Source organism: Kytococcus schroeteri, assembly GCF_002847825.1.
In the GTDB taxonomy this organism is placed as follows: domain Bacteria; phylum Actinomycetota; class Actinomycetes; order Actinomycetales; family Dermatophilaceae; genus Kytococcus; species Kytococcus schroeteri.
The window spans coordinates 35,750-49,140 of record NZ_PKIZ01000014.1; the positions used below are offsets into that span (position 1 = coordinate 35,750).

The window sequence follows — 13,391 nt, forward strand, 5'->3', positions numbered from 1 at the left end:
ACGATGTGGCAGCGCCGCCAGTTCGAGACCGCGCTGGTGAACCCGGCCAACCGCCGCAAGATCAACGTCATCATCGTGGGCACCGGCCTGGCCGGCGCCGCCGCGGGCGCCACCCTCGGTGAGGCCGGCTACAACGTGAAGTCCTTCTGCTACCAGGACTCGCCGCGCCGTGCGCACTCGATCGCCGCGCAGGGTGGCATCAACGCCGCCAAGAACTACAAGAACGACAACGACTCGGTCTACCGCCTGTTCTACGACACGGTGAAGGGTGGCGACTACCGCTCCCGCGAGACCAACGTGTACCGCCTGGCTGAGGTGTCCGCGAACATCATCGACCAGTGCGTGGCGCAGGGTGTGCCCTTCGCCCGCGAGTACGGCGGTCTGCTCGACAACCGCTCGTTCGGTGGCGTGCAGGTGCAGCGCACCTTCTACGCCCGCGGCCAGACGGGCCAGCAGCTGCTCATCGGCGCCTACCAGGCGCTGGAGCGCCAGATCGGCGCCGGCACCGTGGAGATGTTCAACGCCCACGAGATGCTCGAGCTGGTCGTCGTGGAGGGCAAGGCGCGCGGCATCATCGCCCGCAACCTGCGCACCGGTGAGATCGAGACGCACATGGCCGACGCGGTGGTGCTGGCCACCGGCGGCTACGGCAACGTCTTCTTCCTCTCCACCAACGCGATGGGGTCCAACGTCACCGCCGCGTGGCGTGCGCACCGCAAGGGCGCCTACTTCGGCAACCCCTGCTTCACGCAGATCCACCCCACCTGCATCCCGCAGCACGGCGACAAGCAGTCCAAGCTGACGCTGATGTCGGAGTCCCTGCGCAACGACGGCCGCATCTGGGTCCCCAAGGACGCCGCCGACTGCGACAAGGACCCCCGCGAGATCCCGGAGGAGGCGCGCGACTACTACCTGGAGCGCATCTACCCGGCGTTCGGAAACCTGGTGCCCCGCGACATCGCCTCGCGCCAGGCCAAGAACATGTGTGACGAGGGCCGCGGCGTCGGCCCGGCCGTGGCCGAGGTGGACCAGGACGGCCAGGAGCGTCAGGTGCGCCGCGGCGTGTACCTGGACTTCGCGTCGGCCATCGAGCGCATGGGCAAGGACGCGGTGGCCGCCAAGTACGGCAACCTCTTCGACATGTACGAGCGCATCACGGGTGAGAACCCGTACGAGGTGCCGATGCGCATCTACCCGGCCGTGCACTACACGATGGGCGGCCTGTGGGTGGACTACGACCTGCAGTCCACCATCCCGGGCCTGTTCGTGGCCGGTGAGGCGAACTTCTCCGACCACGGCGGCAACCGCCTGGGCGCCTCGGCGCTGATGCAGGGTCTGGCCGACGGCTACTTCGTGCTGCCGAACGTCATCAACGACTACCTGGCCAAGGAGGGGCAGTCCAACATCAGCGCGGACCACCCCGAGGCCGTGGCCGCGCGCGAGGCCGTGGACGCCCGCGTGCAGCAGCTGCTCTCCATCAACGGCACCCGCACGGTGGACTCCATCCACCGCGAGCTGGGCTCCATCATGTGGGAGTACTGCGGCATGGAGCGCACCGACGCCGGTCTGCGCACCGCCATCGAGAAGATCCGGGCCCTCCGCGAGGAGTTCTGGACCAACGTCAAGGTGCCCGGCGCGGCCGCCACCCTCAACCAGTCGCTGGAGAAGGCCGGCCGTGTGGCCGACTTCCTGGAGCTGGGTGAGCTCATGTGCATCGACGCCCTGCACCGTCGCGAGTCGGCCGGTGGCCACTTCCGCGCCGAGTCGCAGACCGAGGACGGCGAGGCCCTGCGCCACGACGACGAGTTCGCCTACGTGGCGGCCTGGGAGTTCACCGGTGCCGGTGAGCGTCCGGTGCTGCACAAGGAGGACCTCGTGTACAACGCCATCGAGATGAAGCAGCGGAGCTACAAGTGAAGATCACTCTCAAGATCTGGCGCCAGGCCGGCGCCGGCGACAAGGGCCAGTTCGCCACCTACCAGGTGGACGGCATCACCGAGGACATGTCCTTCCTGGAGATGCTGGACGTCCTCAACGAGGAGCTCACGGAGGCCGGTGAGCAGCCGGTGGCCTTCGAGTCCGACTGCCGCGAGGGCATCTGCGGTGCGTGCGGCTTCATGGTCAACGGCATCGCCCACGGCCCGGAGCGCACCACCCTGTGCCAGCTGCACATGCGCTCCTTCAAGGACGGCGAGACCCTCACCCTGGAGCCGTTCCGTGCGGACGCGTTCCCGGTGGTGCAGGACCTCGTGGTCGACCGCAGCGCCTACGACCGCATCATCGGCTCCGGTGGCTACATCTCCGTGAACACCGGTGCCGCGGTGGACGCCAACACCCACCCGGTGCGCAAGGAGGACGCCGACCGCGCGTTCGACGCCGCCACCTGCATCGGCTGTGGTGCCTGTGCGGCGGCCTGCCCGAACGCGGCCGGCATGCTCTTCCTGGGCGCCAAGGTGACCCACCTGGGCCTGCTGCCGCAGGGTCAGCCGGAGCGTGACTCGCGCGTGGTCAACATGGTGAACCAGCACGACGAGGAGGGCTTCGGCGGCTGCACCAACATCGGTGAGTGCGCGGCGGTCTGCCCCAAGGGCATCCCGCTGGACGTCATCAGCCAGCTGAACAAGGACCTGCGCAAGGCCCTCTGACCCGATACCGCGGTAGGGCCACGCGCCCACCCACGCTGCTCACGCGCCGCCCGCCAGCACCTGCTGACGGGCGCGCGGCGTGTCTGTGGGGGCAGGGTTAGGACGCGTTGGCGTTGCTCCGGAGGTCCTTGACGGCTACCGGCTCGAGTTCCGCGAACTGCTCCCAGGTGGCCTCGCCCAGGTCGGTGCACTCCGCGGTGACCGGCCGCCCGTCCCGGGTTCCGAAGGCGGTGTGGTCCACGATGCGGGTCAGCGCGGTGCCGCCCGATGCGGGGGCCGGCTCGAAGGTGACGCCGCCAAAGCCGAGCCCGCCCGGGCTGGGCGGTGCGGCGGCGGCCTCATCGGCCTGCGCGAGCTGGTCCAGGCACGTGGCGGCGGCGCGGCGGGCCTCGTCGGAGGCGTCCCACTCGGGGTTCGGCCGGCCGGAGAACACGTCGGCCGTCGCTCGGAAGGGGGAGGTCGTGGCACCCGTCTGCGGTTCCTCTCCGCACCCGGCCAGGGTCAGGAGCAGGGCGGCAGACATCGGAACGAGACGCTGTATACGGGTCACTGGGGGCCCTCCTTGGGGAGAGGCGACCGGTCATCGGCGCGGAGTGCAAGATCTAGCAGGAAATCGTCCAGCGTGGCGGGCGTGGATCCACTGCTTGTGGCGAGCTTTGCGATGGGGGTGCTGGTGGCATGCGCAGTGTGCGACGCAAGAGCCAATCCCGGCGCGAGGCCAAGGAGGAAGAGTCTACGACTCATGGTGGCCGAGGGCATGGAATCTCCTTGGTTCACTTGACGAAGACGGTCGTGGGGGAGTACATGGTTCCGCACCAGAGGGTGTAGTCCCATCGTTTGGAGTGGTACGGGGAGCTGATGTGATTCCCCCCGGAGTCGGTGTTCTGGGGGTAGTATCCTCCGCGCTTGTGTGACCAGGGTTTGCTGACGCTGATCCACTTATGAGGGGCAGTGCGGCGCCAGAAATGGTAGTCAACTCCGGGCTAGATGGCTGCGGCGACATAGAGCGATCGGGAACTGCATGTGGTCTTCCATCCATCAGCCATCATGGACTCGCGCAGTGCCTGCTTCTGTTGGGAAAGGGTTCGGGTTCTTCCCCAGAAATCTGTGAACCGGAAGTGCTTCCCCGAAGCTCGCCCAGGGTGGGCAAACGTTCCTGTTCGCCAGTTCGCGGCATAGTTGTAGCAGTTGTTCTTCGAGGTGTGGACTCCTCCCCAGAACTTGAAGTCGACAGAGCTTGTGAGGTGGTACCCGCAGCCCGCCAAAGTCTCACTGCCGGCGTCCGGGGTGTCGGGGTCGGTGGTGCTCGTTGCGGGCTCAGCACTCCCTTCGATGGCAAGTGCTGCGGCATCCACAGCCAGTGCGTTGATCTCTGCTCTTTGGGCTCCGCGGAGAAGCAGCTCTTGCAGGGTGTCGGGGTTGGCGTGGCCCTCGCCCAGGCGGAACGCAACTGGGTTGGCCCCCAGGCCGCTACGATAAGACTCTTGGGAGTCCATGTGGATGATGAAGCCCTTGTATCCGAGTCGATCTGAAGACTCGCTGAGTGGGCGCACTTCCGTCTGGTCGTTCTTGATCTGGCGGATGAGGCTGGCCGTCTCTGTGGTATTGAGATCCCAGACTGGGTTTGGCAGCCCCGAGAAGATGCCCAGTTCAATGCGGGCCATGATCCCCCTTGGTTTGAGTGTGAGAAGGGTCACGCTACCTCGCGTGGTCCTCGGTGTCCACTGGGGCGTCCCCATTAAGGGTGTTAAGTCGAAACCTATTGGGGTGGAGTGATTATCGGGTTGGGGGTAGGGGCTGCCCGCAGTCGGCGCGCACTGGCCGGATGAGATCTGGATGCAGACCCGGGCGGTCCGAGTGGCCATCTGGGCAAGCGGTCACTCTCGCCTCGGTAGTGGCTGCGCGGGTGGGAGGATGGGGGCATGTGCCGCAACATCCGGACCCTGCACAACTTCGAGCCCCCGGCCACCGCCGAGGAGGTCGAGGCCGCCGCCCTGCAGTACGTCCGCAAGATCGCTGGCACGCGCACCCCGTCGCAGGCCAACACCGAGGCCTTCGACCAGGCGGTGGAGGAGATCACGGCAGCCACCCAGCGCCTGCTGGACGGACTGACCACCTCGGCGCCGCCGAAGGACCGCGAGGAGGAGGCAGCCAAGGCCCGGGCGCGTGCCCAGAAACGTTACGGTGCAGGCTGACCCGGACCACCACGGAGGGAACGCATGACCACCGCAGCACCGCTCGAGGGCCGCATCTGGCAGCGTTACGTCGCGCTGGGTGACTCGTTCACCGAGGGCCTGGTGGACCCCACCGACGACGACCCGGAGGCCCACCATGGCTGGGCGGACCGGCTGGCCGCCCGCCTCGCGCTGCGCAATGCCGCCCTCACCGACGCCGAGGGCAAGCCCGCGCCGGCACCCTTCGGGTACGCCAACCTGGCCATCCGGGGGCGCCTCATCGGGCAGGTCACCGGCGAGCAGCTCGACGAGGGCCTGACGCTGACCCCGGACCTGGTGAGCCTCAACGCCGGCGGCAACGACTACCTGCGCCCCCGCGTGGACCGCGACGCCGTGGTGGACCAGCTGGAGGATGCCGTGGCCCGCATCCGGGAGACGGGGGCCGACGTGCTGCTGGTCACCGCGCCGGACATGAGCCGTACCCCCGTGCTGCGCCGGGCGTCCCCGCGCTTCGCCGAGTTCACGGCCAACGTGTGGGGCATCGCGCAGCGGTACGACTGCTTCGTGGCCGACATCTGGACCCTGCGCTCCCTGCGCGACGCGCGCATGTGGGCGCCGGACCGCATCCACCTCTCCACCGAGGGGCATCGCCGGGTGGCGCAGCAGGCTGCGTGGACGCTGGGGCTCGAGGTGGAGGGCGCCGCCGAGCGCGCCTGGGACGAGCCGCTGCCGCCGCTGGAGCCGCTGACCCGGTGGGAGACGCTCCAGGCCAACCGCGAGTGGGCGGGCCTGCACCTGCGCCCGTGGATCCAGCGGCGCCTCACCGGCCGCTCCTCCGGGGACGGGCGGAGGCCGAAGCGACCTGCCGTGACCACCGTGGACGTGGAGCGTCTGCGCCCGCACGTGGACCGCATCTGAGCGCGGCGCGTCAGTCCGATGCGGTGAGCCCCGGGGCCACGAGCGTGGCCAGCAGCACCTGCTCGGCGCCGCGCGGGTCGTCCAGGGTGCTGCCGAACAGGTCGCGCAGCTGGTTCATGCGGTAGCGCACCGTCTGCGGGTGCACGCCCAGGCGCTCGGCCACCAGCGCCCGCTGGCCGCGCAGCAGCATCCACAGCCGCAGGGTCTCCACGAGGCGCTCCTGGGTGGACCCCGGCAGGTCGGCCAGCGGCTCCAGGGCGGCCGCGGCCAGCTCGCGGGCGGCCGCCGCGTCGCTGTGCACCACCATGTGCGGCAGCACGTCCTGCAGGTCCAGCGGCCCCTCGGGCACCCCCATCGGGTCCGGCGGCACGGACACCCACCGGCTGGCCAGGCGCCAGGTCTCCGGGGCGGCGGCCCGGCCCACCGGGGGTGTCACCAGGCAGTGCACCCCGGCCCGGCGCAGGGTGCGGCGGGCGCGGTCCAGCTCGTCGTCGGTGGGGTCGGGCAGCAGCAGCGTGCTCCAGCCGGAGCCCTCCGGGCCCAGCCCCACCTGGTCGAGCACCAGCGTGCGCAGCGGCAGCCGGGAGGTCAGCGCGCCGGTGTCCTCGCTGCGGCACACCATGAGGCTCACCGTCCGCGGCGAGGTGAGGCCGGCCGCGCGGGCCGCGGCGTCCACCTCGGCCGTGCGGGCCCCGCGCACCACGAGCAGCCCCAGGTTGGTGCGGGCCTGGCTGCGCCGCTGGTCGGAGCGCGCCCGCTCCTGGGTGTGCCCGGCCACCGTGGCCGCGGAGAGGTCGTCGATGTAGGTGAAGGTCAGGGCCGCGAAGGTCTGCAGCTCCCGGGCGGCCAGGCCGTGCTCCAGGGCCACGTCGCTGAAGGTCACCCAGCACACGCGCGCCCCCACGCGGTAGGCGGCCAGCACCGCCTCCACGGTGCGCCCGGCGCGGGCCTCCCGGCGGCCCAGCGAACGGGCGCCCAGGACGGTGGCCGAGGTGGGTCCGGTGGGGGCCGCGTCGCCCGGTCCCGGCGTCTCGATGAGGTCCAGGAAGCCGTGCAGCGCCATGGACACCGCCTCCTTGAGCACCGCGGAGCGTCCGTGCCGGAACTCGTCGCGGTACGCCGGGACGTCCTGCACGATGGCGGTGACGCTCTGCTGGGAGGCGACCTCCACAGCATCGCGCAGGGCGGCCACCAGCTCGGGGGTCCAGAAGGAGGCGGCGGTGCCCGTGGTGAGGGGCTCGGGGGAGGCGTCCACGGGGGCATCGTGCGCGCTTTGTTCACGAGGGACAAATCCGGGCGTGGTTCTCCACGCCGAGCGGGGGTGAATCGTTCACCGGTGCCAGACAGGATGGACGGCATGAGTTCCTCGACCCGTCGGGTCACCCCCCGCCCTGCCTGGGTGGACCGCCTCATCGAGGCCGCCGCTGTGGTGACCACCCCGGTGGTGCCGCACGACTACGTCGACATGGTGGCCCCGCTGCAGTCCCGCGTCTCCTTGGTGGCCCGCGTGGAGCGCGTCCACCACGACACCGCGCGCACCGTGAGCCTCTGGCTGCGCCCCGGCGTGCTGTGGAAGGCCCACCGCCCCGGCCAGTACGTCCGCATCGGCGTGGACGTGGACGGCGTGCGGCACTGGCGCACCTACAGCCTCACCAGCAAGCCGGCACCTGCCGGCACCCCCGGTGACGCCGGGCTGCTGCAGATCACGGTCACCCAGGTGCCCGACGGCCTCGTGAGCACCCACCTGGTGCGCAACACGAAGGTCGGCGACCTGCTCCACCTCGATGCCGCCGACGGCGAGTTCACGCTCGACGACCCGCGGCCCGGCAAGATCCTCTTCCTGGGAGCGGGCTCCGGCATCACGCCGATCATGGGGCTGCTGCGTGGGCACAAGTGGCACGGTCCCGACGCGCCGGACGTGGTGGTGGTGCAGTCCGCTCGCACGCCTGCCGAGCGGCTGTTCGCCGAGGAGCTGCCCGCCATCGCCGACCGCTTCGGGCTGCGCCTCATCACCCGCCACACGGCCACCGAGGGGCGCTTCGGCCTGGACGAGCTGGACACCGAGGTGCCCGACTGGCGCGAGCGCACCGTGTGGGCCTGCGGTCCGGCCGGGATGCTCGACGACTGCGAGGAGTTCTGGGAGGACGCCGGCCTGCGCCACCAACTGCTCACCGAGCGCTTCCGCACCGTGGAGATCACCCCCGGCGAGGGTGGCCTGGCCACCTTCGCCACGGGTGGCTCCGAGACCGAGGTGGAGACCGACGGCTCCACCACCCTGCTCGATGCGGGCGAGGAGGCCGGCCTGTTGCTGCCCAGCGGTTGCCGCATGGGCATCTGCCACTCCTGCGTCCTGAACCTCACCGAGGGGGCCGTGCGCGACCTGCGCGACGGCTCGCTCACCCTCGCCACCCCCGAGGACCCCGCACTCGTCCAGACCTGCGTCACGACCGCCGCAGGCGACTGCCACCTGGAGGTACCGGCATGACGACCACCCCCGCACGACGCACCCGCCCCGCATCCGCCCGCCCCGGCCTGGGGGGATCCCGCCTGGCGCCCGCCGCGTTCAGCGACTCCATGCGCGTCAACAAGGCGTTCGCCCGGGCCCGCCGCGACACCCGCCGCGGGGTCAACCGCATCACCGCCACCGAGTCCCCCGAGCGCCACTGGAAGCCCAAGCGCTCCGGCGGCGACGACCCGGCCGCGCACCTCACGATCGAGCAGATCGAGGAGATGGGGCGCGAGCTGGACGCCATCCGCCAGCGGGTCATGGACTCCCGCGGGTCGGCCGACGCCGCGTACATCCGCCGCGTCATCGCCACCCAGCGCGCGCTCGACATGGGCGGTCGTCTCGTGCTCATGGTGGGCAGCCGCACCAAGGTGGGCTTCGTGCTGGGCACCGGCGCCCTGGCCGTGGCCAAGATCCTGGAGAACATGGAGATCGGCCACAATATCCTCCACGGGCAGTGGGACTGGATGCGCGACCCGCGGATCCACTCCAGCACCTGGGAGTGGGACCACCCCTCCACCGCCGAGGGCTGGAAGCACTCCCACAACGACCTGCACCACACGTACACCAACGTCATCGGGCGCGACAACGACCTGGGCTTCGGCATCGCCCGCGTGGACCCCGACCAGCCGTGGAAGCCGTGGATGGTGTGGCAGCCGCTGTTCAACGCGGTCAACGCGGTGACCTTCGAGTACTCCATCGCGCTGTACGACCTGGAGCTCGGCCGCTATGCCGGCAAGCCGCTCGCGGCCTGGAAGCCCGCCGTGCCCGGCCTGCTGGGCGTGGGCAAGAAGGTGGCCCAGCAGGTGGCCAAGGACTACGTGGTCACCCCGGCGCTGAGCGGACCGAACTGGAAGTCGACGCTGGCCGCCACGTGGACCGCCAACCTCACCCGCAACCTGTGGAGCAACGCGGTGATCCTGTGCGGTCACTTCCCCGAGGGCGTGCAGACCTTCAGCCGCGCGTCCACCGTGGGGGAGACCCGCGGCGAGTGGTACCTGCGCCAGATGCTGGGTTCGGCCAACATCTCGGGTTCGCCGCTCATGCACATCATGACCGGCAACCTCAGCCACCAGATCGAGCACCACTGCTTCCCGGACCTGCCGAGCAACCGGTACGCCGAGATCTCGGTGGAGATGCGCGACGTGTTCGACCGGTACGGGTTCGCCTACGTCTCCGGGCCGTTGCCGGTGCAGCTGGCCAGCGCGTGGGGCAAGATCTTCCGCTACGCGCTGCCCAACGGGGCGTGGGGGCAGCTGCGCCGCGACCCGGTGGGCTCGGTGGCCACCGGCGCGCAGTGGGCCGTGCGGCAGCTGCTCGGCGGCTCGCGGAAGAAGGCTGCGCGGAAGAGCGCGCTGCGGAAGAGGGCCCTGCGGGGGAGCGCCGCGGGGAAGGCGGCTGGCGCCGGCGCCTGAGGGCCTGCGCACGCCGCCCTGGCCGGGGGCGTTCGCACGAGGCGGCCCGGCGCTCGGCGCACGGGAAACCGCCTGGCGCTCGGCGCACGGGAAACCGTCTGGCGCGCGGAAAGGGTGTCGCCCGCACGGGAAACGTCCCGTGCGGGCGACACCTTTCGCGTGCGGGGGAGGGTTTCGGGTGTGGCCCGCCCGGTGCGCACCCCGCCGGCCCGGTGCGCACCCCGCCCGGCGGCTCAGGCGCCCTCGTTCTCCAGCACCACCGCCAGCGCCTGGCCCACTCCGATGCAGATGGCGGCCACGCCCCAGCGCACGCCGTCGGCCCGCATCGCGGCGGCCAGGGTGCCCAGGATGCGCGCCCCCGAGGCTCCCAGCGGGTGCCCGATGGCGATGGCACCACCGCGCGTGTTGACGATGCCGGGGTCGATGCCCCACGCGTCCACGCACGCCAGCGACTGCACGGCGAAGGCCTCGTTGAGCTCCACCAGCCCCACCTCGCCCCAGCCGATGCCGGCCCTCGCCAGGGCCTTGTTCGCCGCCTCCACCGGTGCCAGGCCGAAGCGCTGCGGCTCCAGCGCGTGCGCCCCGCGCCCGGCGATGCGCGCCATCGGCTCGCGGCCCAGCCCCTCGGCCGCCCCGGCCGAGCCGAGCAGCACCGCGGCCGCCCCGTCGGTGAGCGGGGAGGCGTTGCCGGCGGTGATGCGCCCGTCGCGGCGGAAGGACGGCTTGAGCCCGGCCAGCGACTCCACCGACGAGCCCGGGCGCACCGTCTCGTCGCGGGGCAGGTCCGCCGCGTCGACGCCGGGCACCGCGCACGTCCAGTCGGCGTAGAAGCCGTCCTCCCACGCCGCGGCGGCCAGCTGGTGGGAGCGGGCGGCAAAGGCGTCCATCTGCTCACGGGTGGTGCCCAGCTCGTCGGCCACCTGCTCGTTGCACTCGCCCAGGCTGGCGGTCCACTCGGCCGGCATGGCGGGGTTCACCAGGCGCCAGCCCAGGGTGGTGGAGGCCATCTCGGCGTTGCCGGCGGGGAATGCGCGCTCCGGCTTGGCCACCACCCACGGGGCTCGGCTCATGGACTCCACGCCGCCCACCAGCACCAGGTCGGCGTCCCCGGTCTCGACGGTGCGGCTGGCCACCATCGCGGCGTCCAGGGAGGAGCCGCACAGGCGGTTGACGGTGGAGCCCGGCACGCTCACCGGCAGCCCGGCCAGCAGGGTGGCCATGCGCGCCACGTTGCGGTTGTCCTCCCCGGCCTGGTTGGCGGCGCCGAAGACCACCTCGTCGATGCGGGCCGGGTCCAGCTGCGGGGAGCGCTCCACCATCGCGCGGACCACGGTGGCGGCCAGGTCGTCCGGGCGCACCGTGGCCAGGGCGCCGCCGAGCTTGGCGAAGGGCGTGCGCACGGCGTCGTAGAGGTAGGCGGGCTCGAGCTGGGTCATGGGCGCTCCTGGTGCTCGTGGGGCGGGGCGGCGGGACGCGCCCATGGTGCTACACGGGCCGGGTCGGCGTGACGCCGGTCACGCGACGCCGGTCACGCGACGTCGGTCACGCCAGCAGGACCCGCGCCGCCGCGTCCCCAGAGGCCAGGGCGCCGGTGACTCCCGGGGCGAGGTGGTCGCCGGCCAGCACGAGGCCGGGGGCGAGCTCGAGCGCGAGGGGGCCGGCCGCATCGGGCGTGGGCACGGGCACGGGCACGGCGCGCGGGTGGTCCTGGCGGGCGACCACGGGCCAGTCGAACGCCGCCGTCCCCCACAGCTCCGAGAGGTGCGCGCGCACGGCCGCCTCGCCGGCCACGGGGCGTCCCCCGCGGTGCGGCACCGTCGCCGCCACCAGGGCGCGCCCGTCCTCGGAGTACCCCGGCGCCACGTTGGTCACCACCACGGTGGCCGCCACCGGGCCGGGCGCGCGACGGGCGTCCACCCGCAGGGAGCGCGAGGGGCTCGGCGCGGCCTCGGGCGCCAGCCACCACGTGGTCGTCCCGAGCCACTCCGGGTGCGCCAGCTCGTGCTCGATGCGGGTGCCGTGCAGCAGGTGCGTGGCCTCCTCGGGCGGCACCGCGAGCACGACCTGACCGGTGGTCCACGTGCCGTGGTCGCCGACCACCTGCCAGGACCCGCCGTGCCACCGCACCACCTCCACGTGGGCGCCGGTCACCACGGGGGAGTCCAGGTGCGCCGTGAGCTGCACCGTGAGGGCCACCAGGCCGTGCGCGGGCAGGGCCGGGGCCGCGGGGCGGGAGATCCCGGCGGCGAGCGGGCCGGTGGCGGGCACCGCGTCATCGCCCAGGCGCACCGGGGCGTCCTGCCCGTCCACGAGGCCCTCGGTGGGGTCGAGCGGGCGCAGGTCGAGCGCGGCCGGGTCCACCAGGTCGGTCGGCCACGCCGCCGCGGCGTCGAGCAGGTGCAGGCCCTCGTCCACCGCGAAGCCGTCGTGCAGCGCCGAACCCACCCGGCCCCCGGCCACCGGGCCCGCCTCCAGCACCCGCACCAGGCGGCCCGCTGTGGTCAACCGGGCCGCGGCGGCCAGCCCCGCCACGCCGGAGCCCACCACCACGACGTCGGCGTCCGGGGCGCGCAGCGGCACCCGCGTGAGGCGACGCCCCGTCATCGGGCGGCCCCGTGGCCGGTCTCGTGGGTGGCCGCGCCGACACCGTCCGCGCCGTCGCGTGGCTCCACCGCGTAGGTGGCTGTCAGCACGTGCGAGGCCCCGGGCTGCAGGTGCACCGCGTGGTCGGTGCCGTCGCCGCGATCGCCGATGCACGCCGCCTCCACGCAGAGGAACCCGTCCCATCCGGCGTCCGGCACGTCGGTCATGGTGCGGGCCCCCTCCGCGCCGGGGCTCCACACCACCGTGTCGCGGGCGCCCTGCGTGGTGACGGCCACGGTGCGGTGGGCGTCGGTGAGGTGCACCGGCCCGGCGGTGCGGTGGATGCGGTCGATGGCGCCCTCGGTGCGCAGGTCGCCGGACTGCGTGGTGACCCCGCCGGTGAGCGTGTCCACCACGCCGGCGCCGTCCAGACCGGCGAGCGTGCAGTCGGCCACGGCGCTCACGGCCAGGTAGGTGTGCAGCGCGGCCTCCACGGTGCGCGGTGCGGCGCCGTCGGGCAGGGCGAGGGTGAGTGCCATCCGCAGGGCGGCCCCGGCCGTGACGTCCAGGTGCAGGTCCACGCCATCGGCGGTGGTGGTCAGGCCCAGGCGGACGGTGCCGTCGGGGGCCACGTCGACCGAGGTGGGCTGCCACGGCTGGGTGCGGGCCGGGCCGTGCTTGGGGGTGTGGTGGCCGTCGGGGCCCGTGGCGAACCATGGTGCGCAGACCGGCACCCCGCCGCGGATCGCCTGGCCGGGTGCGCGGACGGCGTCGGGGCTGGTCCACAGCAGGTCGCGGCCGCCGGCGGGGGTGAACGAGAGCAGGTGGGCGCCCTGGAGGTCGAGGCGTAGGGTGCAGGCGGCGGTGCGGGCCACGAGCTCGCCGGCTCCCGATCCGCTGGGCTCCAGGGCGATGCCGGGCGGCAGCGTGACGAGGTGCGCGGTGGGCGAGGCGGCGGGCGTGTCGCTCATGCGGCCAGCGTAGGCAAGGTGGTGGGGCCGACGGGTGCGCCTGCGTGGTGGGGCCGACGGTGCGGGGGCGGCGCTCGCGTGCTCGGGAGTTCCCGCGCGGCGAGAGGTTCCGAGCACGCGACCGGCGGCCCAGCCGGCCCCGCCGAGTGCCCGCGCACGACGTGCCGGGTAAAGGTTTT

Annotated in this window: 12 protein-coding genes; 6 read left to right on the plus strand and 6 right to left on the minus strand. The window is 72.5% G+C overall.

Translation table 11 applies throughout. The annotated features are described in order from the left end of the window. Window positions 1-3 precede the first annotated feature (3 nt). Together CYJ76_RS08095 and CYJ76_RS08100 are read left to right on the plus strand one after the other, a co-directional pair. Window positions 4-1,917: a fumarate reductase/succinate dehydrogenase flavoprotein subunit gene (locus CYJ76_RS08095; protein WP_238138198.1), complete on the plus strand. Its 1,914-nt coding sequence runs from the start codon at window positions 4-6 to the stop codon at window positions 1,915-1,917. Then, the gene (locus CYJ76_RS08100) at window positions 1,914-2,645 is read left to right on the plus strand and encodes a succinate dehydrogenase/fumarate reductase iron-sulfur subunit (RefSeq protein ID WP_101849798.1); all 732 of its coding nucleotides are present in this window, start codon (window positions 1,914-1,916) and stop codon (window positions 2,643-2,645) included. The genes CYJ76_RS08095 and CYJ76_RS08100 overlap by 4 nt, the downstream gene beginning before the upstream one ends. Before the next feature lie 97 nt (window positions 2,646-2,742). On the opposite strand, the gene CYJ76_RS08105 is transcribed toward CYJ76_RS08100, so the two are convergent. Further along, window positions 2,743-3,168, minus strand: a complete 426-nt coding sequence (locus CYJ76_RS08105; RefSeq protein WP_070703998.1) for a hypothetical protein — start codon at window positions 3,166-3,168, stop codon at window positions 2,743-2,745. A 460-nt stretch (window positions 3,169-3,628) separates the two neighbouring features. Continuing rightward, window positions 3,629-4,309 carry a hypothetical protein gene (locus tag CYJ76_RS12230; RefSeq protein ID WP_144043059.1) on the minus strand — a complete coding sequence of 227 codons (681 nt, stop codon included), beginning with the start codon at window positions 4,307-4,309 and terminating at the stop codon, window positions 3,629-3,631. 258 nt (window positions 4,310-4,567) lie between these two features. Here CYJ76_RS12230 and CYJ76_RS08115 point away from each other — a divergent pair, with 258 nt between their 5' ends. Continuing rightward, window positions 4,568-4,840, plus strand: coding sequence for a DUF2277 domain-containing protein (locus CYJ76_RS08115; RefSeq protein ID WP_070703995.1), 273 nt, complete (start codon window positions 4,568-4,570; stop codon window positions 4,838-4,840). A 24-nt stretch (window positions 4,841-4,864) separates the two neighbouring features. Beyond that, entirely contained in the window at window positions 4,865-5,737 is an 873-nt protein-coding gene (locus CYJ76_RS08120; protein WP_101849800.1) for an SGNH/GDSL hydrolase family protein, read from the plus strand. A 10-nt stretch (window positions 5,738-5,747) separates the two neighbouring features. On the opposite strand, the gene CYJ76_RS08125 is transcribed toward CYJ76_RS08120, so the two are convergent. Beyond that, a complete protein-coding gene (locus tag CYJ76_RS08125) occupies window positions 5,748-6,992 on the minus strand; it encodes a helix-turn-helix domain-containing protein (RefSeq protein WP_101849801.1) in 1,245 nt (414 codons plus the stop codon). 102 nt (window positions 6,993-7,094) lie between these two features. On the opposite strand from CYJ76_RS08125, the gene CYJ76_RS08130 reads away from it, so the two are divergent. After that, window positions 7,095-8,222: a ferredoxin reductase gene (locus CYJ76_RS08130; RefSeq protein ID WP_101849802.1), complete on the plus strand. Its 1,128-nt coding sequence runs from the start codon at window positions 7,095-7,097 to the stop codon at window positions 8,220-8,222. Further along, entirely contained in the window at window positions 8,219-9,658 is a 1,440-nt protein-coding gene (locus CYJ76_RS08135) for a fatty acid desaturase family protein (RefSeq protein ID WP_202820472.1), read from the plus strand. The genes CYJ76_RS08130 and CYJ76_RS08135 overlap by 4 nt, the downstream gene beginning before the upstream one ends. Window positions 9,659-9,891: 233 nt before the next feature. Here CYJ76_RS08135 and CYJ76_RS08140 read toward each other — a convergent pair whose 3' ends face one another. The 3 genes from CYJ76_RS08140 to CYJ76_RS08150 form a co-directional block, all read right to left on the minus strand. Then, window positions 9,892-11,094: a thiolase family protein gene (locus tag CYJ76_RS08140; RefSeq protein ID WP_101849803.1), complete on the minus strand. Its 1,203-nt coding sequence runs from the start codon at window positions 11,092-11,094 to the stop codon at window positions 9,892-9,894. A gap of 106 nt (window positions 11,095-11,200) precedes the next feature. Then, complete coding sequence (locus CYJ76_RS08145; protein ID WP_180802253.1) at window positions 11,201-12,262, minus strand: FAD-dependent oxidoreductase; 1,062 nt, start codon at window positions 12,260-12,262, stop codon at window positions 11,201-11,203. Next, the gene (locus CYJ76_RS08150) at window positions 12,259-13,212 is read right to left on the minus strand and encodes a D-hexose-6-phosphate mutarotase (protein ID WP_101849805.1); all 954 of its coding nucleotides are present in this window, start codon (window positions 13,210-13,212) and stop codon (window positions 12,259-12,261) included. The genes CYJ76_RS08145 and CYJ76_RS08150 overlap by 4 nt, the downstream gene beginning before the upstream one ends. Window positions 13,213-13,391: the final 179 nt, after the last annotated feature.